Genomic DNA, 21,170 nt, shown 5'->3' on the forward strand with positions numbered 1-21,170 from the left:
CGGAGGAGGACGAGCCGGTCAAGTACTGGCTGTCGAACCTGCCCGCCGACACCCCACTGCACGATCTGGTCCGGCTCGGGAAGATCCGCTGGCGCATCGAACACGACTACCGCGAACTCAAAACCGGCCTGGGCCTGGACCACTACGAAGGCCGCACCTGGACCGGCTGGAACCGCCACGTCACCCTCGTCACCGCCGCCCACCTGTTCCTCACGACCCTGCGGCTGACCAGCCCAAAAGCGACCGGGGCGGCCTGACCCTCTACAAAGTCCTCCGCGAGCTACAGGCACTACTCGCCACCTGGACAGGCCACTGCCCCACCTGCCGACAGCCCCTCGCCTTAACCACCTAACAAAGCACTACTAGGGCCTGTCTCGAAGCCCCGCCGTCCTACTGCGCGGCGCCCAGACGACGCCTCGCCGCGTTGTCGTCGGTCGCCAGCCAACACCAGGCTGACTCCCTCCTCCGCCTTGCGACGCGCCGCCTGGACGCCGCTCGCTACGGACGGGGACCTCGAGACAGACCGTGAGGCGTCAGGGTCCGGTCGCGGGGTCCCAGTCGAGGGTCGCGGGGATGGCGCCCTCCAGGGTGAGCAGCCAGCGTTTCACCTCGATGCCGGTGCCCCCGCTGTAGCCGCCGAGGCCGTCCGAGGCGACCACGCGGTGGCAGGGGACCACGATCGGGATCGGGTTGGAGCCCATGATCGTGCCGATTCCCCGTGCCGGGACGCCGGTGCCGCTGAGGCCGGCCAGCTCTCCGTACGTCACGGTGCGGCCGTACGGCACGCCGGCGTAGAGCTTCTCCAGCACCTCGCGCTGCGCCCCCGACGTGTGGCGCCAGTCGATGGGCAGGTCGAAGTCCGCCTCGCGGCCGTCGAAGTAGGCGGCCAGCCGCCGGCGTACGGTCTCAGTGCGCTCGGGGGCCGCCACGAGCGGCAGGCCGCCGCGCAGCCGCGCCCGCTCGCGTGGCGTGTCGCGGAAGGCCAGGCCGGACAGCCCGAGCGGGGTGCAGGCGTAGGCCAGCGTGCCCAGCGGGGTGTCCATGGCTTCGATCGCGACGTCCATCCCTCTTTCCTACCAACACGGGCATGCCCGCCGCTCGCGGGTTTCCGACATCACCCCGCGGCCGGAACGGGGGTTGCGGCGGCCGTTTCCCGGAGCGGAGAATGCCCGTCAATATTGACGGAAATCAATGGAGGCAGGGTGACGGAGCCGGGCGCATGGATCGACGCGGCGAGCGCGGCGGACCGGCTCGGCGTCAAGCCTGCCACGCTGTACGCCTACGTGAGCCGCGGGATGCTGCGCCGCGCCCGTACGCCGGACGGCCGGCGGAGCCTGTTCGACCCGGCCGAGATCGAGGAGCTCGCCCGGCGGGGCCGCCCTCGGCGCGGCGGGCACGAGCTGGTCATCGAGTCGCGGCTGACCGTTCTGGGCGACGACCGGCCCTACTACCGCGGACGCGACGCCCTCCGCCTGGCCGCGACTCACCGGTTCGAGGACGTCGCGCACTGGCTGTGGACCGGCGAGGAGACGACCGCGACGACGCCGTGGCGGGCCCACCCGGACGCGGTGGCCGCCGCCCGTGCGGCCCAGTCCGGGCTGGCGGCGGGCACCCTGCCGCTCGAACGCCTCCAGGTGATCACGGTGGCGCTCGCGACCGCCGATCCGCTGCGCCTCACCCTCGACCCGGCGGCCGTGACCGCCGCAGGCCGCAACCTCATCGCGGGCATGGTCGACGCGCTCCCGGGCGAGGACGATCCGGCCGCGACCGCGATCCCCGACCGCCTGTGGACCCGCCTCACGGCGGTGGAGCCGCGGCCGGAGCCGGTCGGGGCGCTGCGGTCGGCGCTCGTGCTGCTGGCCGATCATGAGCTGGCCGCCTCGACCGTGGCCGTACGGGTCGCGGCGTCCGTGCGCGCGGACCCGTACGCCGCCGTCGGCGCGGGTCTCGGTGTGCTCGGCGGGACGCTCCACGGCGGCGCGTCGCTCGGCGTCGAGGCGCTGTTCGCCGAGGTCGGCAGTCCGGACCGGGCGGGCCGGGTCATCGGCGAACGCCTCCGGCGCGGCGACCGCGTCCCGGGCTTCGGAGGCCGCCTGTACACGGGCGGCGACGCCCGCGCGAGGTGCCTGCTCGACATCGTGCGCGCCACCGCTCCGGACCGCGACCGCCTGCGGGTGGTCGAGGCGGTCCTCGCCGAGGCACGGGCCCGGCGGCTGCCCGTGCCCGCGATCGACGTGGCGCTCGCCGCCCTCGCGTACGTCGCCCGGATGACCGAGGGGGCGGGCGAGGCGGTGTTCGCCGTCGCCCGTACGGCGGGGTGGCTGGCCCACGCGATGGAGGAGTACGCCCGCGAGGTCCCGCTGCGCCCGCGCGCCGTCTATTCGGGCCCGCCGCCGGAGCGGCCGAAGTCGCGTTAGTGCCGGTGGCCGGGTGAGGCGGGGGCCGGCCGGCGGCCTTCCGGTCCGCGCGGGGGCCACGGTCCTGTCGCTTGGGGCGGGGGTCCGGCACGGTTCCGCGACGACGCGGGTACGCTCACGTACGTGCGACGGTTCTTCACTCCCGGCTGGCTGGGGCTCCACCTGATCGCCATCGTGCTGATCGGGATCTTCCTGCTGGCCGGCTGGTGGCAGCTGACGCGTGCCGAGGGCGGCAACCTGCAGAGCTGGGCCTACGTCATCGAATGGCCGATGTTCGCGATCTTCGTGGTCGCGATGTGGATCCGCATGGTGCGCGACGAGCTGCGCGGCAAGGACGACCCGGGCACCGTGGTGCCCGAGCGCGCCGCGCCGCGAGTGGAGATCGACGACGAGGACGACGAGGAGCTGGCGGCCTACAACCGCCGTCTCGCCCGGCTGAACGACGAGAGCACGCGCCACTGACGGCGCGAGCCTCACGGAAGGACCTCCCGTGCAAGGAGCGGTGACCCGGTACCGCATCATGGCGTACGTGACCGGCACGCTGCTGATCGTGCTGTGCTTCGTGGCGGTCCCGCTGAAGATCTTCGCGCACAACGGCGTCCTGTCGAACGTCGTCGGAGTGCCGCACGGCATGATCTGCTATCCGCTGTACCTGCTGGCCACCTTCGACCTCTACCGGCGGGCCCGCTGGCCGCTGGGCAAGGTCGTCGTGATCGTGCTCGCGGGCGTGATCCCGTTCCTGGCCTTCTACGTCGAGCGCCGGGTCGTGAACGAACTGCGCGACCGTCCGGAGCCGGCGGCGCCCGTCGGCGCCGCCTGACGTTTCGTACCGGAGGGGCGTCGGCCCGCGGCGGCGTATGGTCCGCCGCGGGCCGACGCGTCTTACGGCCCCGGTCAGCGGCCGTCCGGGTCGCCGGAGGACCGGTGTCGCAGGTCGGGGGGCGCCGGGCCGGCGGCATCGGGGACCGCCGACCCGGCCGTGGCGGCCCGGTGCCGTGGGGGCGTACGGCGCCGGCGCCGAGAGGACAGCAAGGGGCGGATGGCGCGGGGTGCCGCCAGGAAACGGATGGGGGGAATCATCCGCCGGCGTCGTTTCGCCGTCACGACCCTCATCGGCCCTCCTCGAATCGCACACGATGGCTCGGGCGGACCCGCCCAGGCGTAATCACCGAGTGTTGCGATCTCGTTACTGTGAGTACCCTCGGTTGATGAGGACGTAAACCCAGGTCAAGCAAGAAATGTGATCGGGTCTTCAACGGGACAAAGATCACTCCGCGCGGTCAATGATCGGTAGCGGAACGGTCCTGGGGGGCGGTGAGCCGGACGTGGGTCAGATACGGTCCGGCCGTACGGCCCGGCGCCGGCGCGTACGCGGGGCGGGACCGGGGCAGGGCCGCCTCCACCTCGGCGAGCGGGTATCCGAACAGGTCGACGTCGGCCCAGACGACCGGCACGCGGCCGGCGACGTCCGCCATGCCGCCCGGCCGCTCGAAGGAGACCTCCGCGAGGCCGGCGCCGCGGCGCGGCCCGCCGAGGACGCCGAGGACGAGATCGCCGTATGCGGCCCCGAACGCCCAGGCCGCGCCGCAGACCCAGCTCTCGCGTACGTCGGCCAGCGTCGAGACGGCCCACTGCGCGTCGTGCTCGGACATCCCGAATCGGAGCGTCCCCGCCCCGTGCGGCAGCTCGACGCCCACACCCGGCAGCAGTGTGAACATGCCGTCATCATCCCGTGCCCCGCGAGGCCGTGGATCAGCAGCCGCAGGTGATCGACGCCACCGGGGCGGTGAGCGGGTCGGCGGGCTGGACGACCCGGCCGGCCGGAGTCTGGACCGCGAAGCCCTCGCGCACCCAGTACTCATAACCGCCGGTCATCTCCTTGACCCGGTAGCCGAGGCGAGCGAAGGCGAGCGCGGCGCGGGTCGCGCCGTTGCAACCCGGGCCCCAGCAGTACGTGACGACCGTGACGTCCCGCGGCACGACGGCGGACGCGCGCGCGGCGATCTCGCCGGAGGGCAGGTGGACGGCGCCGGGCAGGTGGCCCTGTGCCCAGGACTCGGCGCTGCGGGAGTCGACCACGACCAGGCCGGGCACCCCGGCCTCCAGGTCGGCGTGCACGTCGGAGACGTCGGTCTCGAACGCCAGGCGAGCGGCGAAGTGGGCGGCGGCCTCGGAGGGGTCCGCGGGAGCGGTGGACAGAACAGAGGACATGCCGACGATGCTCGCGCGCCCCGGCCGCCGCCACCAGTGGCGCTGGCGCCGCCGACCGCTAGGATCCCGCCATGCTCAGCCCGCCCCGGCGCCGGCGGACCGTCGCGGTGCTCGCGTACGACGGCATGTCACCGTTCGAGACCGGCATCGTCACCGAGGTGTTCGGCCTGCCCCGACCCGAACTGGACGTGCCCTGGTACGACCTGACGGTGTGCGCGGAGCGGCCCGGCCCGCTCAACGTCGTCGGGGGAGCGACCCTCGACACCCGGCACGGCCTGGACGTTCTCGCCTCCGCCGAGACGGTGATCGTGCCCGGCGTCAGCGACGTACGCGGCGGGTCCTCGCCCGCGCTGGTCGCGGCGCTGCGCCGGGCGCACGCCCGGGGCGCCCGCGTCGTCTCGATCTGCTCGGGAGCGTTCGCACTGGCCGCCGCGGGCCTGCTGGACGGCCGGCGCGCGACCACGCACTGGCAGTACGCGGACCTGCTGCGCCGCCGCTTCCCCCGCGTACGGGTCGACCCCGACGTGCTCTACATCGACGACGGCGACGTGCTGACCAGCGCCGGCAGCGCGGCGGGCCTGGACCTGTGTCTGCACCTGGTACGCCGGGACCACGGCCCGAGCATCGCCAACGCCGTGGCGCGCCGGCTGGTCGTCCCGCCGCACCGTGAGGGCGGGCAGGCCCAGTTCATCGAGGCGCCGATGCCGCCCGACGTCGACGACGACCGGATCACCGTCAGCATGACCTGGGCCCTGGCGAACCTCCGGGACGAGATCACGGTCGAGACCCTGGCCCGCCACGCCCACATGTCCACCCGCACGTACCTGCGCCACTTCGCCCGCTGTACGGGCACCAGCCCGATCCGCTGGCTGATCCACCAGCGCGTCCAGGCGAGCCTGCCGCTCCTGGAGCGAACCTCGACGCCGATCGAGGAGATCGCCCGCGCGGTCGGCTTCGCCAGCCCGGTGACGTACCGCTCCCACTTCACCCGAGCGATGCGCACCTCACCGTCGGCCTACCGGCGCGCCTTCGCCGACGTTCAGGGCGACGGGCGGTAGTAGAGGCCGAGGACGGCGACGTCCTTGCCCGGAGTGTGTTTGAACCGCGCCAGTTCGTCGATCGAGACCGGCTCGGCCGGTGACGCGCCCCAGGTGACCGCCTCGAGCGTCGTCGAGACGACGAGTTCGGCCAGGGTGTTCATGCGGTCGGCGATACGCCGGTCGACGTTCGTGCCGAGTTCGCCGGTCCAGTAGGCGGCGAGGTCGGTGTGAGTGGTGCGGCCGAGGACGAGTGTGTCGACCTCGTCGAGTTGCTCGACGGAATAGGCGGCGAACTCCTGCCCGAAGGTCTGCCAGCCGGAGCCGCGGTCGGCTCGCAGTCCACGCTCAGCCGGCAGATCGCCGCCCTGGAACGATCGCTCGGCTGCGTGCTGCTGCGGCGCTCCACCCAGGACGTGGCGCTCACGCCCGCCGGGCAGGCGCTGCTCGACCGGCTTCCCGGCGTGCTCGATGACATCGACGAGGTCGTCGAGCAGGTCCGGTCGGTCGGCGGGGAACTGGCCGCCCGCATCCGGCGGCTCGGCGACTCCTTCACCGACCTGACCTCTGCTGACGTGGAGGCGTTGCGCGCGGCGGCCGAGCGGCACTACGGGCTCCTGCACCTCGTACCGGATGTCGACTTCACCGCGGTCGTCACCGGCGGCGTTCCCGGGCTCGTCGCCGAGCCGCCCGACGCCCGCCGCGCCTGGGTCCTCCTCCTGCGACTCAGGGCGGCCGGGCGGCCGCTACCCGCCCGCTGCGCGCTGTTCACCCCGTACGTCGACATCAGCGCCGCCGCCCCGGACGCCCTTCCGGACGCCCCCGCGCCGAGCGCCACCCGGCAGGGCGCGGCATGGGGCGTCGCCCGCTACCTCGACGGGCATCCCGTGGACGATCCCCTCCTCGATCCGCTCCACGCCGACCTGCGCGGGCTGCCCCCCATGCTGATCCAGGCGGCGGCCGGTGACGAAGGACTGCCGGACGCCGAACGACTCGCCGAGCACGCACACTCCCACGGCGTCGACGTACGGCTGGAGATCTATCCGGTGGCCGCGCAGAGCTTCCAGCTCTACTGGTCCTTCCTGCCCGAAGCCGCCGACGCGATCGCCCGGTTCGGCGAGTACGCACGGGGCGTGTCTCACGCTGCTGGTTGACTGGCCGGATGCGACCCGAGGAGACGGACGCGATCGCCGAGGCGCTCGGTGGCGCGGTGCGGGCGGTGTCCACGCTGGCGGGGGGCTTCTCCCACGAGACGTGCCTGGTCACCTACGCCGGAGGGCGGGCCGTGGCCCGCCTCGGCGGCCCCGCCCCGGCCGTGGAGGCGGCGGTGATGGAGATGGCCCGCCGCCACGTGCCCGTTCCGGAGGTGCTGGCCGTCCTTCCCGCGACGGAGCGAACCCGGCCCGCCATGCTCGTCGAGTACGTCCCGGGCACGCTGCTCGACCGGGTGCTCGCCACGGGCGACGACGGCGCGGGCATGCGCGCCCTCGGCGCGGAGGTCGGACGGGTCGTCGCCGGCATCGCCGCGGTGCGCTTCGACCGCCGGGGCTTCTTCACCGGTGACCCGCCGGCCGTCGGCCCGGAGCGCCCGTGGTCCGAGCAGCTTCCCGCGTTCGCGGAGAAGTGCATGGGCGCCACTCCCGGGAGCCGCCTGGACGAGGCCGCGCGGCGATCCTGGGCCGGCCTGTGCGGAGCGCACGCCCCGGCGCTCACCGCCGTCGACGACCACGCGCGGCTCGTGCACGCCGACGTCAACCCCAAGAACATCCTGGTCGCCCGCGTCGGCGGGGGCTGGCGCGTCGAGGCCGTCCTGGACTGGGAGTTCGCCTACTCCGGCTGCCCGTACGGCGACGCCGCCAACATGGCGCGCTTCGGCGACGGCTACCCGGCGGCCTTCCTCGACGGGTTCGGTACGGGCTTCGCCGATCACCGGCCCGCCGGTTCGCCGCTGCACGAGGACTGGGCGTACCTGGGCCGCGTGCTGGACATGTTCGCGCTCAGCGACCTGGTCACCCGCCCTCTCGGTCACCCCGTCGCCGACCAGGCGGCGGAGCGGATCCGGCGCTGGACCACCGAGGGCGTGCCCCGCTCACTCTGAACCGTGGATGGTGCCGCCGCGTCGACGTGGCACCCGTCGGCGCCGGCGTGCGAGGTGGACGGCCGTCACCGGCCCGGACGAACTGTCGTGCGATCGAGCGGTTCCTGAGTCGGGTGGCGGCGGGCGGGTCGCGCCGCCGGCTTGGGAGGCTGGTGCCGTGAACATCTCCGATGGCGCACGTGCCGGTTACCGGCGGTCGGCGGGCTCGCCGCGCGGCGAGGCGAGACGGCGGGAACTGCTCGACCGGGTCACCGACGACCTGGCGGTGAACGGGCTCGTGGACTTCTCGCTCCGGCGTGCCGCGCGGGCGGCCGGCACCACGCACAAAGTGCTGCTCTACCACTTCGACGGGGCCGATGACCTGCTCCGGCAGGCCGTCTTCAAGTTGCGCGAGCGCCGCATCGGCAACGCGCTGCCCGCCATCGCCGCGCGGGGCGGCACGCTGGCGGAGGGGGTGCGCGCCATCTGGCCGATCCTGATGGAGGAGGAGTCGGGGCTGCGGCGGGTGCTCGACCAGGCGATGGGCCTGGCCATGTACGACCCCGCACGGTACGCCGACCTGGGGCGGGAGGCCTCCGGGCAGTATCTGCCGCTGCTGCGGTCCCTGTGCCCGGCCGACTGGACCGAGGAGCGCGGGGCCCAGGTCGCCCAGATGATCCTCGCGACCCTACGCGGCTTCCTGCTCGAACGGCTGATCAGCGGGGACGACTCGGGGGTCACCGCGGGCTTCGAGGCCCTGGTCCGGACGCTGGAACGCGAGGAGGCCGCCGACTAGCCGTACCCCCGTGCGGGCGTATGCGAACCACGTGGTTCACTTCTTTGGAGGGAAGCGGAAGGGAGCCACGGCATGAGAGAGATCACGCTGTCCGGCGGCGTCATCGAGTACGAGGACACCGGTGACGGCCCGGTGCTCGTCCTGTTGCACGGCCTGATGATGGACGCCTCGCTGTGGGACGGACCGGTCGCCGACCTGTCCGCCGACCACCGATGCGTCGTCCCGACGCTGCCTCTGGGCGCGCACCGCCGGGCGATGGACCCCGGGGCGGACCTGTCGCTCCCGGGCGTGGTGCGGCTGGTGGCGGAGTTCCTCGACCGGCTCGACCTGCGCGACGTCACCCTGGTCGGCAACGACACGGGCGGCGCGCTCGTCCAGCTCCTCCTCGGTGAGGACCGGCCGCGCGTGGCCCGGGCGGTGCTGGTCTCGTGCGACGCGTTCGACAACTTCCCGCCGGGCCTGACCGGCCGTACGCTGGTGCGCTCCGGCCGGCTGCCGCCGTGGCTGTTCGGCCTGTTCATGCAGCAGATGCGGCTCCGTGCCGCGCGGCGCCTGCCGCTGGCGTTCGGGCACCTGACGAGGCGCGGCGACGCGGCCACCGCCCGGTGGATGCGCCCGGTGCTGACCCGGCCGGACATCCGCCGCGACACCGTACGGGTCCTGCGCGCCGCCGGGGCGGACCGGGACGTCCTGCTGGCCGCCGCGGAACACCTGTCGAAGTTCGACCGCCCGGCCCTGGTGGTGTGGGCGACCGAGGACCGCGTGATGCCCCTGGAGCACGGCCGCCGCCTGGCCACCCTCCTGCCGTGGGCCCGCCTGGCCGAGGTCGACGACAGCGACACGCTCATCCCCCTGGACCGGCCGACGCGACTCGCCGAGCTCATCCGGGCCTTCACCCGCGAGCCCGTCTGAGACGTCGGTAAAAGGTTCAGGGCCGTCAGACCTGGCGGTCTGACGGCCCTGTCCGGCCGGTTCACGGTCAGGCCTTGTTGAAGGTGCTTTTGGCCCAGAGGTAGGAGAGCGCGGCGATGCCGACGCACCAGGCGGTGGCGATGGCGCCGCTGTTGCCGATCGGAGTGCCGAGGAGCAGGCCACGGACGGTTTCCATGATCGGGGTGAAGGGCTGGTAGTCGGCGAACCAGCGGAGGACGGTGGGCATGGAGTCGGTGGGGACGAAGCCGCTGCCGAGGAAGGGCAGCAGGACCAGGGGCATCGGGGCGTTGCTGGCGGCCTCGGGAGAGGAGGACTTCAGGCCGAGGGCGACCGACAGCCAGGTGATGGCCACGATGAACAGGGCGAGCAGTCCGACGGCGGCCAGCCATTCGACGACCGTGGCGTTCGGGCGGAAGCCGATGGCCAGGGCGATGCCGATGAGGACCGCCATGCCGAGGAGCTGTTGGATGACGCTGCCGACGACGTGCCCGGTGAGGACCGATGCCCGGGAGATCCGCATCGTGCGGAAGCGGGCGATGATGCCTTCGGTCATGTCGGTGGCGACCATGACGGCGGTCCCGGTGGCGGCGGTGGCGGCCGCCATGAGGAGGATGCCGGGGACGACGTAGTTGACGTAGGTGTCGCGGCCGCCGCCGATGCCGGTGCCGAGGGTGCCGCCGAAGATGTAGACGAACAGCAGCAGCAGGATGACGGGCGTCACGATCAGCTGCACGGTCATGGACGGGTAGCGCACCAGGCGCTTGAGCTGCCGCCGGACCATGGTCGAGGAGTCGCGCATGGCGAGGGTGAGGGTGTTCATCGGGTGGCCTCCTTCTTCTGGCCGGTGAGGGTGAGGAAGACGTCGTCGAGGTCGGGGGTGTGGACGCTCATCTCGTCGATCTCGACCGAGTGTTCGTCCAGGAGGGCGAGCAGTTCGCGGATCGCGCGGACGCTGCCGTCACTGGGCACCTGCAGGGTGAGGGCCTCCGGGTCGGCGACTCCGGCGCCGACGACCTGGCGGGCCGCGTCGAGCCGGTGCGTGCCGGCGAATCTGAGCTGGATGTGGCCGCCGGGGATGAGCCGCTTGAGCTCATCGGCGGTGCCTTCGGCGATCAGCCGTCCGTGGTCGAGGAGGACGATCCGGTCGGCGAGCTCGTCGGCCTCTTCCAGGTACTGCGTGGTGAGGAAGATGGTGACGCCGTTCGCGACGAGCTCGCGCACGATCTGCCACATGGAGCGGCGGCTGCGCGGGTCGAGGCCGGTGGTGGGCTCGTCCAGGAAGATGAGGCGGGGGTCGCCGACCAGGGTCATCGCCAGGTCGAGCCGGCGCTGCATGCCGCCGGAGTAGGTCGCGGCCGGTTTGCGCGCCGCGTCGACCAGGTCGAAGCGGTCGAGCAGCTCGGCGGCCTTGCGCTTGCCGTCCCGGCGGGACAGGTGCTTGAGGTCGGCCATGAGGAGCAGGTTCTCCTCGCCGGTGAGCAGCTTGTCGACGGCCGAGTACTGGCCGGTGACGCCGATCGCGCCGCGCACGTCGTCCGGCCTGCGGGCCAGGTCATGGCCCGCGACCTGGACGGTGCCGCCGTCGGCGGGGATCAGGGTGGACAGGATCTGGACGGTGGTGGTCTTGCCCGCCCCGTTCGGGCCGAGCAGGGAGAAGATCGTTCCTTCGGGGACGGCCAGGTCGACGCCGTCGAGCACGACCTTGTCGCCGTAGGACTTGCGCAGCCCGTTCGCCGCGATGGCCAGGTTCGTCATGGTGTTCGGTCCTCAGAGGCCGCGGGCGGTGATGTCGCCCTGGGTGGTGGTGGCGTGGATGTCGAGTCCGGCGGTGCCGTCGTTCTTGAGGGTGTTGGTGACGCGGCCGTGGCTGGTGCCGGCGTCGAGGGCGGCGGAGACGCCGGCCGCGGCGCCGATGGTGATGTCGCCGGACTGGGTCTGGAGGGTGACCTTGCCGCCGGTGGCCTCGGTGATGGTGATGTCGCCGCGTGCGGTGGTGATCTGCGCGGAGCCGCCGAGGCGGCCGACCTGGATGTCGCCGTCGGTGGCGGTGAGGTGGAGGTTCGCGGTCTCGTCGAGCTTGATCTGGCGGTAGGCGCCTTCGAAGGTGACGTCGCCGAGGCGGCCGACGGTGCGCAGTTCGGTGCTGGCGGCGGTGGCCTGGACGTGGGAGCCGGCGGGCAGCTTGACCGTCACCTCGATGGATCCGGACGGGCCGAGGTACTGGTTCTTGGCCGGGACCTGAATCCGCAGGACGCCGTCGGCGTACTCGGCCGTGGTCTGCTCCGCGGCTTTGACGTCGCGGCTCTTGGCGGGGTTGGCGGGCAGGACCTCGACGGTGGTGTCGGCCCGGTCGGCGGCGATCAGCTGGACCCGTCCGGCGGGGATGTTCAGGACGGCGGTGATCGGGTGGGGGGTGTCGAACTTCTGCATCGTGTGTTCCTCGGTGCCGTGTTGTTTCTGACATCGCAAACGCTACGTTGCTTTCTAAATCTCCACAACTAGATCTTTGCGTAGAAACAACAAACATGCAGGTCAGAGCTTAATAATCATTGCAACCGACTCTCGTTTAACGCAATGGCGGGACGGCCGTCCGTTGCAATGCATTGAAGGCGAACGCTATGGTGGAGGCGTCAGGGAACACCGAGCAGCGCCATGGAGCACCCGTGGGGCATGAAGGGGGTCGTGATGCCGGGAGGCAGGCTCACCCAGCAGGAGCGCCAGCAGATCGCGGCAGGGCTGGCCGACGGCTTGGCCTACGCCGAGATCGCCCGCCGGCTCGACCGTCCGACCTCGACGATCACACGTGAGGTGTCGCGGAACGGCGGCCCCGCCGGCTACCGCCCCGACCTGGCCCAGCGCGCCACCCAGCAGCGCACCCACCGGCGCCGGCAGGCCGCGCCCCGGGGGACGCGGGCGGCCGCACAGCCTTACGGGCGCGACCCCGAGGCCGTGCGCGACTACGAGGAGACCCTCACCACCGTCTCCATGGCCGGGGGCCTGCCCAAGATGATGGCCCGGGTGCTGAGCTGTCTCTACACCACCGACACCGGGAGCCTCACGGCCTCCGAGCTCGCCCAGCGCCTCCAGGTCAGCCCGGCGTCCGTCTCCAAGGCGATCGCGTTCCTGGAGAGCCAGAACCTCGTCCGCCGGGAACGCGACGAACGCCGCCGCGAGCGCTACGTCGTCGACGACGACCTCTGGTACCAGGCGATGATCCGCAGCGCCCGCTCCAACGACGAGTTCATCGAGGCCGCACGGCAGGGCGTCGCCATCCTCGGCGCCGGTACTCCGGCCGCCACCCGCCTGGAGAACGCCGCCCGCTTCCTCGCCTTCGTCAGCGAAGCGCTCATCCGCGCCGCCGACCAGGGACGCGAGGTCCTTTACACCAAAACCGAAACGACCCCGGACGGCAGCGCCGAGCCGAGTTCGGACCACGGACCCGCGGCCGTCCCGACGCCCACAGCCTGAGACGCAGCCGGCCGCGCTCCGGTCACCGGGCGCGGATCCGCTGGAGGACGCGCCGCTCCTTGTCGGGGTCGAGCCCGATCCCGGGGGCGTCCGGACGAGGGGCGGGATCTCCCTCGGCCTGGAGCCAGGCCCACGTGTCGGCGACCGTCTCCGGCATCGGCCGGAAGGTGAGCCCGCTGGCCACGGCGGCGGACACGTCCGAGTCGTGCATGCCGTCGTACTCACTGTTCAGCGGCAGCCAGATCGGCAGCTCGGTCCAGGGGCTGATGCCCGCCTCCTCGATCAGGCCGGGGGAGACCCAGACCAGTTCGGCGTCCGCGCCGGTCACCCGTACGGAGGTCTCGAGCAGTTCGCGCATCGTGCAGTACCCGGACGGGCTGACGGTGTTGAATGCGCCGCCGATCCCGCGGTCCGCGGCCGACAGCATCCAGCGGGCCAGGTCGCGCGCGTCGACGTACTGGAGGGGGCGGTCGGGCTCGGGCGCCAGGACGGGCCCGCCGCGCTCGATCCGGCGCAGCCACCACGGCATGCGGCCGATGACCTCGTACGGGCCGAGGATGAGACCGGCGCGGGCGAGCAGCGCACGGTCACCGAACGCCTCCAGGGCGGCGAGTTCGCCGCCGCGCTTCGCGGCGGCGTAGTCCTCGTCGTCCTCCGCGCCGGGGTCGCCGTCGACCACCGGGGCGTTCTCGTCGGCGCCCGGCGGGATCGGCCACCGGTGGACCGACCGGCTGGACACGTACCCGTAGTGACCGGTACGGCCGGCGAGCAGCTCGCAGGAGTCGCGCACCACGCGCGGCGGTCCGCTCCAGGTGTCGACCACCGCGTCCCACTCCCGGTCCGCGACCGCCCGGCGCAGGGCGTCGGGGTCGGTACGGTCGGCGACGAGGGCCTCCACCCCGGCTGCGGGTGCCCGGCTCAGTCCCCGGTTGACGGTGGTGACCTCGTCGCCCCGTGCCAGCGCCGTCTCGACGACGGCTCGGCCGACATGGTGCGTTCCTCCCAGTACGAGCAGTCTCATACGGCCATCGTGGCGGTCGGGGCGAACGGGCGACACGTCGTTTCACCGGAGGCTTAGCGGCGGCGTGAAAACCCGTCGCCGGAGCGGCCCGGCCGCGAGTACGGTCGCCGCGTGCCCGACGCGCTGTTCGCCCACCCTCGCCTCGCCCCCCTCTACGACGCCTTCGACGGCGACCGCGACGACCTCGCGGCCTACGTCGCCATCGCGGGCGAGCTGGGCGCGGACCGGGTGCTCGACGTCGGCTGCGGCACGGGTGGCCTGGCGATCCTGCTCGCCGACGCCGGCCGTACGGTCGTGGGCGTCGACCCGGCGCAGGCGTCGCTCGACGTCGCCAGATCCAAGGATCCGGCCGGGAGGATCACCTGGGTGCACGGCGACGCGCGTCGGCCGGCCGTACCGTCCGGATTCGACCTGGCGGTGATGACCGGGAACGTCGCGCAGGTCTTCCTCACCGACGACGACTGGGCGCGGACCCTCGGGAACGTGCACGCCGCGCTTCGCCCGGGCGGTCACCTCGTGTTCGAGACCCGGCGTCCCGAGCGCCGCGCCTGGCAGGTGTGGGCCGCCGACACCGCTCCGGTCACCCGGGACGTGCCGGGGATCGGCCCGGTGGAGCGGCGGATGGAGGTCACCGACGTGAGCCTTCCGCTGGTGTCCTTCCGTTACACCTACCGGTTCCCGGCCGACGGCGTGGTGCTCACCTCGGACTCGACGCTGAGGTTCCGCGATCGCGACGAGGTGGAGGCGAGCCTGGCCGAGGGCGGTTATCGCGTGCTGGACGTGCGGCAGGCACCGGACCGTCCCGGCCGGGAGTTCGTGTTCATCGCGGAGCGCTCGTGATCGCCACCCGCTCGGGAGCCGAGCGCGGGAACCGCCAGACCTGACCGGCGGTGCTCGTCGCGGTCACGGCCGTGTCGTCGAGCTCGACGACGGCGAAGGGATCGGAGTACCGGCAGACCGCGAGCCACTCCAGCGTGTCCCCGCCGTCGCGGGTCAGCGCGACCCACCCGATGCTGCCGTGCGCGGCCGACTCGCCGGCGAGGGCCCGGCTCCCCGCCCGGTCGCACGACGCGAGGGTGAGGTCGACGTCGATCCAGTGGGCCGCCGTCCACTGCCGCGCCCGTACGATCTCCCGCCACTCCCACTGCGGGGAGCCGGTGAACTCCTGGAGCTCCATCACCGCCAGGGTGCCGTCGCCGAAGAGGACCAGATCGCCGTCCGGCGCCCGCCGGGCGCGCCAGCGAGCCTGTACGTCATCGGCGGTCAAGGCCGGGTCCTCCTGGGTTCCGGGGGCTCGTCCCGCCCGTGCACGGCCGGGAGCAGGCCCGCTTCGTGCACGAGTATCGCGGCCTGGACGCGGTTGTCCAGGCCGAGGCGGGTGAGGATGCGGTTGACGCGGCTCTTCACGTTGGCCTGCGTCAGGCCGAGCGCATCGGCGATCTGGAGATTGGACAGCCCGCGCGCGACCAGGATGAGGACCCGCAGCTCGCGTTCGGTGAGCGCGTCGATGAGCTCGTGCCGGCCGGGGCCGGACACGCCGGGGACGAGGCCGAGGGGGAGCGCGGTGAACGTGCTGATGAGCCGGTGCGTGACGCTCGGGGCGAGCATGGCCTCACCTTCGGCGACGACGCGGATCGCGTGCGCGAGCTGGTCGGGCGGGCTGTTCTTCAGCAGGAAGCCGCCGGCGCCGGCGCGCAGGGCCGCGTGCACGTACTCGTCCAGGTCGAAGGTGGTGAGCACGAGGACACGGGGCGGAGGGGCGGGGTGCGGCCAGCCGTCGAGGATCCGCCGGGTGGCCTCGACGCCGGTCATGCCGGGCATGCGCACGTCCATGACGACGACGTCGGGCCGGAGACGGAGCGCCGCGGCGACGGCCTGTTCGCCGTCCGCGGCGTCGCCGACGACGCACAGGTCGTCGCGGCGGTCGATCACGGCGCGCAGCGCGGCCCGGACCATCTCCTGGTCGTCGACGAGGAGCACCCGGACGGTCATCGGACCTCCCGAAGCGGGAGTGCGGCGCGGACCCGCCACCCGCCGTCCGGGCGCGGGCCGAGGTGTGACGTGCCGCCGAAGGCGGTGACACGTTCCCGGACGCCGATCAGTCCCCGGCCGGATCCGGGTACGGGACGGTGGGCCGCGGCGGCCGGTCCGTTCTCGACCTCGACGGTCAGCACGTCGTCGTCGAGGCGCAGGGCGACCCGGACGTCGGTGGGACCGGCGTGCTTGACGACGTTCGTCAGTGCCTCCTGCACGATGCGGTAGGCCGAGACCTGGATCGCGGAGGGAACGGCGCCGGCCGACGGGTCCAGCGTCGCCGTCACGCGGCAGCCGGCCGCTTCGGCCGCCGAGACGAGCCGGTCGACGTGGGCGAGAGACGGCTCGGGACCGGCGTCCTCACCCGGCCCGGAGAGCAGGCCGAGAATGCGGCGCATCTCGATGAGCGCGGTGTCGGCGGTCTCCGCGATACGCGTCACGTCCGCGAGCGCCGGACCGTCCCGCAGCACCTCCTCGGTGGACCGCGCCTGGACGGCGATGGCGCTGACGTGGTGTGCGACGACGTCATGGAGGTCGCGGGCGATGCGGGCCCGCTCGGTGAGGACGGCCTGCCGGGCGTTGGTCTCCCGCTCCACGCGCAGCCGTTCGTTCAGGGCGCGCAGCCGGCCGGCGTCGCTCTCGATCCGCCGCCGCCCGTACCCGAGGAGCCAGGCCAGGACGTAGAAGGCGGCGAACGTGGTCGCGGTGATCGGCTCCAGCGAGTCCAGGCGGGGCACCGGGGACCGGCCGCCGACGAGGTCGGTCACCGCCGCCGCGACGAGCGACAGCGCGGACCACGGAGCGCTCACGGCCGCCGGGGCGTACCGGGCGAGCGCGTACACCGCGAAGATCAGGAAGTACGGCCCCGGCGTCTTGCCCGGGACCGGGTCGATCGCCTCGAAGAGGACGAAGGCGACCGTCATCGCGCCCAGGACGGTGCGGGGACGCCGTCGCCGCCAGAACAGCGGAACGGTCTGCAGGCCCCAGAGCAGCACGCCGACCGTGCTGGGCGCCGGCGTCCGGCCGGACAGCGTCGCCATGTCGAACGCGGTGAGCCCGCCGCCGAGCGCCACGTCGACCAGCCAGGGCCGGCCGGCCACCCGGGTGTGTGCGCTGCGCAGGGCAGCCGTTACGTACGCCGTCATCAGTCGCCAACGTTAGATGTTCGCGGAGCTCACCGGATCGTCCGTGCGGACGCATCCATGGTTGCGCGGGCCGGGAGAGGATCGCCCCTCCAGACGATGCCCGTCGCCGATGCGCCCTTCTAGCGTCGAAACGCCCCCTGAACCCCTGAGGAAAGAAGAACGAGAATGGGCGACGAGAGGCGTACGACGCCGGCATCGCTGCGGTACGCGTTCCTGGCGTTCGGCGCCGCGGCGATGCTGTTCGCGGTCGGCGGCCGCTGGGACCTCCCCCTCGCGGCGTGGATCTTCCCGGTCCTCCTGCTGCGTTTCACCCGTACCGGCCGTGCCTGGTCGGGCACCCTGTGGATCCTGCTCGCGAACATCGCCGCCGCCGTGTTCTGGGTCTACGAGTCGGCGCTGGGATTCAACGCCGTCATCCTCGCCGGAGCGGCCGGTCTCGGCCTGGTGCAGACGCTGCCGTTCCTGCTCGACCGGCTGCTCGTCGGCCGGCTGCACCCGTGGCCGGCGACGCTGGTCTTTCCCGCGGCGGTCGCCGGAGCCGAGTTCCTCATCACCCTGCTGTCGCCGTTCGGCACCGCCTACGGCTCGCTCACGGTCACGCAGTACGGGGACCTGCCCCTGCTGCAGGTCACCTCGATCACCGGCTCGTACGGGATCGGTTTCCTGATCGCCTGGCTCGCCAGTACGGTCAACCGCTTCTGGGAGCGCCCCTCGCGGCGTTCGGCCCGCGGCGGCCTCGTGTACGGGGCCGTCATGGCCGCCGTCCTGCTCGGCGGCGGTGCGCGGCTCGCCCTCCTCCCGGACGAGAGCGCGACGGTGCGGATCGCCGGTGTCAGCCCCGGCCGGGACGTGCTCGCCGCCCAGCAGGCCGCGATCGGCCGGATCGACGGCGGCCGCCGGGAGATCGCAGCCGCGCCCGCCTCGCAGGTCGAACCGGCCATGAGGGCCGTGGAGGACCAGCTGCTCGCCCTCACGCGGCGGGAGGCCGACGCCGGGGCGAAGATCGTGATCTGGCCCGAAGAAGCCGTCCGGACGCAGGAGACGAGCGAGTCCACCACCATCGCGGCGGCCCGGAAACAGGCCCGCGAGTCCCGGATCTACCTGGAGATCGGCCTCGGCGTCTACAGCACGACCGGACCGGCGTACGGCCGCGACGAGGCCCTCCTCATCGGCCCGGACGGAAAGGTCCAGTGGACGTACCAGAAGGCGCACCCGATTCCCGGCTCGGAGCCGTTCACGCCGGGCGACGGCCGGGTGCCGGTCGTCGCCACCCCGTACGGCCGGATCGCGAACGTCATCTGCTACGACGCCGACTTCCCCGACCTGATGCGCGTACGCGCGGACATCATGCTCGTCCCGTCGCACGACTGGCGGGAGTACGGCGGCCCGCACACCGAGAAGGCCGCCCTGCGCGCCGTCGAAGGCGGCTACGCGCTGGTGCGCCAGGACGCCGAGGGCGTGTCGGCCGCCTTCGACGACCGGGGCCACGTCCTGGCCACCACCGACTCCCTCACGACGGATCCGCAGACGACCGTGGCCTATGTGCCGACGCGCGGCGCCACGACGGTCTACGACCTGGTCGGCGACACGTTCGCCTGGCTCTGCCTCGCCGCCGTCGGCGCGCTCGCGGTCATCGCCCTGGTCCGCCCCCGCCGGGAGCGGGCCGGTGGATCACCGTCGGCCCGGCATCCCGCCGCCCGGGGCGGCGACGGCCGCGGTCAGGCCGATGGAGCTCAGCAGCGCGAGGTGCAGGCCGTGGACCGGGCCGGCTCCGGCGGCCGGTGAGCCGAAGCGCGGTCACCAGCGCACCCGCGGTGAGGATCAGCGCGGCACGGCGATGGTCTACGCGTCGACCCCCACCGCAGCGCCGCGACCTCCCCGCCGATCGGCCACGTCCTACCGGCAGGCCGGGCGCCTTCGCCGACGGCGGTGGGCGTCACCGGCCGGAGCCGCTCCGTAGGTACGCCAGGACCGCGAGGACCCGGCGGCTCGTGTCGTCGTCCGGAGGCAGGTCGAGTTTGGCGAGGATGCTGCCGACGTGCTTGCCGACCGTGGCCTCGGAGACGACGAGCAGCCGGGCGATCGCGGTGTTCGAGTGTCCTTCGGCGATGAGGCCCAGGACCTCGTGCTCCCGCGCGGACAGCCGGCTCAGCGGGTCGCGCTGCCGGCGCAGCAGCTGGCGTACGACCTGGGGATCGACCACGGTGCCGCCGTCGGCCACCTGGCGCAGCGTGGCGACGAACTCCTCGACGTCGACCACCCGGTCCTTCAGGAGGTAGCCGACGCCCCGGCCGTCACCGGAGTCGAGCAGGTCCGAGGCGTAGCTCAGCTCCACGTACTGGCTGAGCGCGACGACGGCCAGACCCGGGTCGGCGCGGCGGAGTTCGACGGCGGCGCGCAGCCCCTCGTCCGTGTAGTCCGGTGGCATCCGGATGTCGGTCAGCACCAGGTCGGGGGCGTGCTCGGCCACGGCCTTCCGGAGCGCCACCGCGTCGCCGGCCGTGGCGACGACCTCGAACCCGAACCGGTGCAGCAGCCCCGCGAGCCCTTCCCGCAGGAGCACGCCGTCCTCGGCGAGGACTACTCGGACCGCGGTTCGCTCAGACTGCACGGAAGCTCCACACGTAGGACCGTCGGCCCGCCGGCCGGGCTCGACAGGAGCATTCTCCCGTCCGTCACGGCCACCCGGTCGGCCAGGCCGGTCAGGCCGGTGCCGCGCCGTGGGTCCGCGCCGCCGTCGCCGTCGTCGCGGATCTCCACGGTGAGCAGGTCGTCGTCGTGCCGTACGGTGACGCCGGCCGCGGTCGCCCCGCTGTGCTTGGCGATGTTGGTGAGCGCCTCGGTGACGACGAAGTAGGCCGTGCCCTCGATGTGGCGGGGCGGCCGGGCGGGCAGGTCGGCGTCCACCGTCACCGGGAGGTGGAACCGGTCGGCGAGCTCGCCGATGGCCGCCGGGAGCCCCCGGTCGGTGAGCACCCGGGGATGAATGCCGCGGACGAGTTCCCGCAACTCGACCATGAGCTGTTTCGCCTGTTCGTGTGCGTCGGCGACGCTCTGGCCGGCGGGCGATTCGGGCGGGAGGTCGAGCCGGGCGAGGCCGAGTCGCAGGGTGAGGCTGAGGAGGCGCTGCTGGGCGCCGTCGTGCAGGTCACGCTCGATCCGGCGGCGTTCGGCCTCGAAGGCGTCGACGAGCCGGGCGCGCGAGCGCGACACCTCGACCAGTTCCGCGCGCAGCCGCTCGTCCGTCCCGCGTGAGAGCAGGGCCCGCGCCATCGCGCCGTGCGCTCCGGCGAGCACCGCCAGCACGTACGCGGTGACCGGCAGCAGCACCAGACCGGCGGCCGCGTACGGCAGGGCCGCCGCCGGGGTGCCGGCGTGGCCGATGACGAGCGAGACGGGATGGCCGTCCCGTACCAGCAGGGGACTCGCGACCAGCCCGCCGAGCACGATCAGGAGCAGGAGGACGGCCGGCCACAGCGCGAGCGTGACGGTGCAGAGCAGGACGGTGTAACCGAACGCCCGCCAGGTGGCCGCCTCCGTGTAGCGGGTGCGCAGCCACGGCCACGGTCCGGCGGCTGGCGGGCGGCGGTGCGGGGACGCGATCGGCCGCGAGTCCACCAGGCGCAGCCGCCGCCGCTCCAGGGCCGCCAGGGGCAGCGCCACCAGCGGTCCGATCGCCACGATGATCAGCAGCCCGAGCCCGGCGAGCGACGTGATCACGGCGTACGGCGGCCGGGCCTCCCCGGTCGCCAGGCGCAGCGCGACGGCCCACGGCGAGCCGAGCAACACCAGCGGCAGGACGGCGACGAAGGCGGGCACGGCGGCGGTCAGCAGGTAGCCCAGGGACCGCCACGGCCAGCGGCCGAGGAGGAAGCGGCGCCGCGCGACCGCCTCCAGCGCGGTGTTCGGCACGGCGGAGGGCACACGCGTCACGCTACCGGCGGCGCCGATCCGCGCCGCTCACGAGGCCGCCGCACCCGGCCTGGTAGGCCCAGCACCACCTCCGATCCGGTGGCCCACCGTGATGGCCG

Annotated in this window: 25 protein-coding genes; 12 read left to right on the forward strand and 13 right to left on the reverse strand. The window is 73.2% G+C overall.

Annotated features, from left to right (window positions below; genetic code table 11):
• A partial coding sequence (locus QSK37_RS40815; protein ID WP_285632142.1) for a transposase occupies positions 1-257 on the forward strand: 257 nt, incomplete at its 5' end.
• A 276-nt stretch (positions 258-533) separates the two neighbouring features.
• On the opposite strand, the gene QSK37_RS40820 is transcribed toward QSK37_RS40815, so the two are convergent.
• Entirely contained in the window at positions 534-1,064 is a 531-nt protein-coding gene (locus QSK37_RS40820; protein WP_285576389.1) for a methylated-DNA--[protein]-cysteine S-methyltransferase, read from the reverse strand.
• Positions 1,065-1,202: 138 nt separating this feature from the next.
• On the opposite strand from QSK37_RS40820, the gene QSK37_RS40825 reads away from it, so the two are divergent.
• The 3 genes from QSK37_RS40825 to QSK37_RS40835 all read left to right on the forward strand — a co-directional run bounded on the left by QSK37_RS40825 (position 1,203) and on the right by QSK37_RS40835 (position 3,237).
• The gene (locus QSK37_RS40825; RefSeq protein WP_285632145.1) at positions 1,203-2,417 is read left to right on the forward strand and encodes a citrate/2-methylcitrate synthase; all 1,215 of its coding nucleotides are present in this window, start codon (positions 1,203-1,205) and stop codon (positions 2,415-2,417) included.
• 123 nt (positions 2,418-2,540) lie between these two features.
• Complete coding sequence (locus QSK37_RS40830; RefSeq protein ID WP_285576393.1) at positions 2,541-2,879, forward strand: hypothetical protein; 339 nt, start codon at positions 2,541-2,543, stop codon at positions 2,877-2,879.
• 28 nt (positions 2,880-2,907) lie between these two features.
• Positions 2,908-3,237, forward strand: coding sequence for a DUF3817 domain-containing protein (locus QSK37_RS40835; RefSeq protein ID WP_285632148.1), 330 nt, complete (start codon positions 2,908-2,910; stop codon positions 3,235-3,237).
• A gap of 460 nt (positions 3,238-3,697) precedes the next feature.
• On the opposite strand, the gene QSK37_RS40840 is transcribed toward QSK37_RS40835, so the two are convergent.
• Positions 3,698-4,135 (reverse strand): hypothetical protein, encoded by a 438-nt coding sequence (locus QSK37_RS40840; RefSeq protein WP_285632150.1) that lies wholly within the window; start codon positions 4,133-4,135, stop codon positions 3,698-3,700.
• Positions 4,136-4,169: 34 nt separating this feature from the next.
• Positions 4,170-4,628, reverse strand: coding sequence for a rhodanese-like domain-containing protein (locus tag QSK37_RS40845; protein ID WP_285632153.1), 459 nt, complete (start codon positions 4,626-4,628; stop codon positions 4,170-4,172).
• A gap of 71 nt (positions 4,629-4,699) precedes the next feature.
• Between QSK37_RS40845 and ftrA the strand changes: the two genes are divergently transcribed.
• A complete protein-coding gene (gene ftrA / locus QSK37_RS40850; RefSeq protein ID WP_285632156.1) occupies positions 4,700-5,686 on the forward strand; it encodes a transcriptional regulator FtrA in 987 nt (328 codons plus the stop codon).
• Here the strand turns inward: ftrA and QSK37_RS40855 are convergent.
• Positions 5,668-5,829 carry a hypothetical protein gene (locus QSK37_RS40855; protein ID WP_285632159.1) on the reverse strand — a complete coding sequence of 54 codons (162 nt, stop codon included), beginning with the start codon at positions 5,827-5,829 and terminating at the stop codon, positions 5,668-5,670. The genes ftrA and QSK37_RS40855 overlap by 19 nt on opposite strands.
• Before the next feature lie 66 nt (positions 5,830-5,895).
• Between QSK37_RS40855 and QSK37_RS40860 the strand changes: the two genes are divergently transcribed.
• From QSK37_RS40860 to QSK37_RS40875, 4 genes are all read left to right on the forward strand, one after another.
• Entirely contained in the window at positions 5,896-6,819 is a 924-nt protein-coding gene (locus tag QSK37_RS40860) for an alpha/beta hydrolase fold domain-containing protein (protein ID WP_285632162.1), read from the forward strand.
• Between the two features lie 8 nt (positions 6,820-6,827).
• On the forward strand, positions 6,828-7,763 hold the full coding sequence (locus QSK37_RS40865; RefSeq protein WP_285632166.1) for a phosphotransferase: 936 nt from the start codon (positions 6,828-6,830) through the stop codon (positions 7,761-7,763).
• A gap of 157 nt (positions 7,764-7,920) precedes the next feature.
• The gene (locus tag QSK37_RS40870; RefSeq protein WP_285632169.1) at positions 7,921-8,538 is read left to right on the forward strand and encodes a TetR/AcrR family transcriptional regulator; all 618 of its coding nucleotides are present in this window, start codon (positions 7,921-7,923) and stop codon (positions 8,536-8,538) included.
• Between the two features lie 72 nt (positions 8,539-8,610).
• A complete protein-coding gene (locus QSK37_RS40875; RefSeq protein WP_285632172.1) occupies positions 8,611-9,450 on the forward strand; it encodes an alpha/beta fold hydrolase in 840 nt (279 codons plus the stop codon).
• A gap of 67 nt (positions 9,451-9,517) precedes the next feature.
• Here the strand turns inward: QSK37_RS40875 and QSK37_RS40880 are convergent, their stop codons facing one another.
• Genes QSK37_RS40880 through QSK37_RS40890 form a run of 3 tightly spaced genes read right to left on the reverse strand, consistent with a single transcriptional unit; the run spans position 9,518 to position 11,901 of the window.
• Entirely contained in the window at positions 9,518-10,291 is a 774-nt protein-coding gene (locus QSK37_RS40880) for an ABC transporter permease (protein WP_285632176.1), read from the reverse strand.
• Positions 10,288-11,226 carry an ATP-binding cassette domain-containing protein gene (locus tag QSK37_RS40885; RefSeq protein WP_285632179.1) on the reverse strand — a complete coding sequence of 313 codons (939 nt, stop codon included), beginning with the start codon at positions 11,224-11,226 and terminating at the stop codon, positions 10,288-10,290. The genes QSK37_RS40880 and QSK37_RS40885 overlap by 4 nt, the downstream gene beginning before the upstream one ends.
• Before the next feature lie 12 nt (positions 11,227-11,238).
• Positions 11,239-11,901, reverse strand: a complete 663-nt coding sequence (locus tag QSK37_RS40890; protein ID WP_285632182.1) for a DUF4097 family beta strand repeat-containing protein — start codon at positions 11,899-11,901, stop codon at positions 11,239-11,241.
• A 255-nt stretch (positions 11,902-12,156) separates the two neighbouring features.
• Between QSK37_RS40890 and QSK37_RS40895 the strand changes: the two genes are divergently transcribed.
• Positions 12,157-12,939 (forward strand): GbsR/MarR family transcriptional regulator, encoded by a 783-nt coding sequence (locus QSK37_RS40895; RefSeq protein ID WP_285632909.1) that lies wholly within the window; start codon positions 12,157-12,159, stop codon positions 12,937-12,939.
• A 22-nt stretch (positions 12,940-12,961) separates the two neighbouring features.
• Here QSK37_RS40895 and QSK37_RS40900 read toward each other — a convergent pair whose 3' ends face one another.
• On the reverse strand, positions 12,962-13,960 hold the full coding sequence (locus tag QSK37_RS40900) for an NAD-dependent epimerase/dehydratase family protein (protein WP_285632184.1): 999 nt from the start codon (positions 13,958-13,960) through the stop codon (positions 12,962-12,964).
• A gap of 111 nt (positions 13,961-14,071) precedes the next feature.
• Here QSK37_RS40900 and QSK37_RS40905 point away from each other — a divergent pair, with 111 nt between their 5' ends.
• Positions 14,072-14,800, forward strand: a complete 729-nt coding sequence (locus QSK37_RS40905; protein ID WP_285632186.1) for a class I SAM-dependent methyltransferase — start codon at positions 14,072-14,074, stop codon at positions 14,798-14,800.
• Here the strand turns inward: QSK37_RS40905 and QSK37_RS40910 are convergent.
• From QSK37_RS40910 to QSK37_RS40920, 3 genes are read right to left on the reverse strand one after another with little or no spacing between them, the layout of a single operon-like run.
• The gene (locus QSK37_RS40910; RefSeq protein ID WP_285632188.1) at positions 14,781-15,227 is read right to left on the reverse strand and encodes a hypothetical protein; all 447 of its coding nucleotides are present in this window, start codon (positions 15,225-15,227) and stop codon (positions 14,781-14,783) included. The two genes, QSK37_RS40905 and QSK37_RS40910, sit on opposite strands and share 20 nt — an antisense overlap.
• Positions 15,224-15,952, reverse strand: coding sequence for a response regulator (locus tag QSK37_RS40915; RefSeq protein ID WP_285632191.1), 729 nt, complete (start codon positions 15,950-15,952; stop codon positions 15,224-15,226). The genes QSK37_RS40910 and QSK37_RS40915 overlap by 4 nt, the downstream gene beginning before the upstream one ends.
• Positions 15,949-17,139 (reverse strand): sensor histidine kinase, encoded by a 1,191-nt coding sequence (locus tag QSK37_RS40920; protein WP_285632194.1) that lies wholly within the window; start codon positions 17,137-17,139, stop codon positions 15,949-15,951. The genes QSK37_RS40915 and QSK37_RS40920 overlap by 4 nt, the downstream gene beginning before the upstream one ends.
• Before the next feature lie 165 nt (positions 17,140-17,304).
• Here QSK37_RS40920 and QSK37_RS40925 point away from each other — a divergent pair, with 165 nt between their 5' ends.
• Positions 17,305-18,924: an apolipoprotein N-acyltransferase gene (locus QSK37_RS40925; protein ID WP_285632197.1), complete on the forward strand. Its 1,620-nt coding sequence runs from the start codon at positions 17,305-17,307 to the stop codon at positions 18,922-18,924.
• A 151-nt stretch (positions 18,925-19,075) separates the two neighbouring features.
• Here QSK37_RS40925 and QSK37_RS40930 read toward each other — a convergent pair whose 3' ends face one another.
• Both QSK37_RS40930 and QSK37_RS40935 read right to left on the reverse strand, forming a co-directional pair.
• Entirely contained in the window at positions 19,076-19,750 is a 675-nt protein-coding gene (locus QSK37_RS40930; RefSeq protein WP_285632200.1) for a response regulator transcription factor, read from the reverse strand.
• Complete coding sequence (locus QSK37_RS40935) at positions 19,720-21,063, reverse strand: sensor histidine kinase (RefSeq protein WP_285632203.1); 1,344 nt, start codon at positions 21,061-21,063, stop codon at positions 19,720-19,722. Before QSK37_RS40935 ends, QSK37_RS40930 begins: the two co-directional genes overlap by 31 nt.
• Positions 21,064-21,170: the final 107 nt, after the last annotated feature.

This window comes from Actinoallomurus iriomotensis (assembly GCF_030269445.1).
Classification (GTDB): Bacteria; Actinomycetota; Actinomycetes; order Streptosporangiales; family Streptosporangiaceae; genus Actinoallomurus; species Actinoallomurus iriomotensis.

Excerpts from the sequence above, each read along its gene's own strand:
- QSK37_RS40820 (WP_285576389.1), bottom strand. The coding sequence starts at position 1,064 with ATGGACGTCGCGATCGAAGCCATGGACACCCCGCTGGGCACGCTGGCC.
- QSK37_RS40840 (WP_285632150.1), bottom strand. The coding sequence starts at position 4,135 with ATGTTCACACTGCTGCCGGGTGTGGGCGTCGAGCTGCCGCACGGGGCG.
- QSK37_RS40845 (WP_285632153.1), bottom strand. The coding sequence starts at position 4,628 with ATGTCCTCTGTTCTGTCCACCGCTCCCGCGGACCCCTCCGAGGCCGCC.
- ftrA (WP_285632156.1), top strand. The coding sequence starts at position 4,700 with ATGCTCAGCCCGCCCCGGCGCCGGCGGACCGTCGCGGTGCTCGCGTAC.
- QSK37_RS40855 (WP_285632159.1), bottom strand. The coding sequence starts at position 5,829 with ATGAACACCCTGGCCGAACTCGTCGTCTCGACGACGCTCGAGGCGGTC.
- QSK37_RS40865 (WP_285632166.1), top strand. The coding sequence starts at position 6,828 with ATGCGACCCGAGGAGACGGACGCGATCGCCGAGGCGCTCGGTGGCGCG.
- QSK37_RS40875 (WP_285632172.1), top strand. The coding sequence starts at position 8,611 with ATGAGAGAGATCACGCTGTCCGGCGGCGTCATCGAGTACGAGGACACC.
- QSK37_RS40880 (WP_285632176.1), bottom strand. The coding sequence starts at position 10,291 with ATGAACACCCTCACCCTCGCCATGCGCGACTCCTCGACCATGGTCCGG.
- QSK37_RS40885 (WP_285632179.1), bottom strand. The coding sequence starts at position 11,226 with ATGACGAACCTGGCCATCGCGGCGAACGGGCTGCGCAAGTCCTACGGC.
- QSK37_RS40890 (WP_285632182.1), bottom strand. The coding sequence starts at position 11,901 with ATGCAGAAGTTCGACACCCCCCACCCGATCACCGCCGTCCTGAACATC.
- QSK37_RS40895 (WP_285632909.1), top strand. The coding sequence starts at position 12,157 with ATGCCGGGAGGCAGGCTCACCCAGCAGGAGCGCCAGCAGATCGCGGCA.
- QSK37_RS40900 (WP_285632184.1), bottom strand. The coding sequence starts at position 13,960 with ATGAGACTGCTCGTACTGGGAGGAACGCACCATGTCGGCCGAGCCGTC.
- QSK37_RS40915 (WP_285632191.1), bottom strand. The coding sequence starts at position 15,952 with ATGACCGTCCGGGTGCTCCTCGTCGACGACCAGGAGATGGTCCGGGCC.
- QSK37_RS40920 (WP_285632194.1), bottom strand. The coding sequence starts at position 17,139 with ATGACGGCGTACGTAACGGCTGCCCTGCGCAGCGCACACACCCGGGTG.
- QSK37_RS40925 (WP_285632197.1), top strand. The coding sequence starts at position 17,305 with ATGGGCGACGAGAGGCGTACGACGCCGGCATCGCTGCGGTACGCGTTC.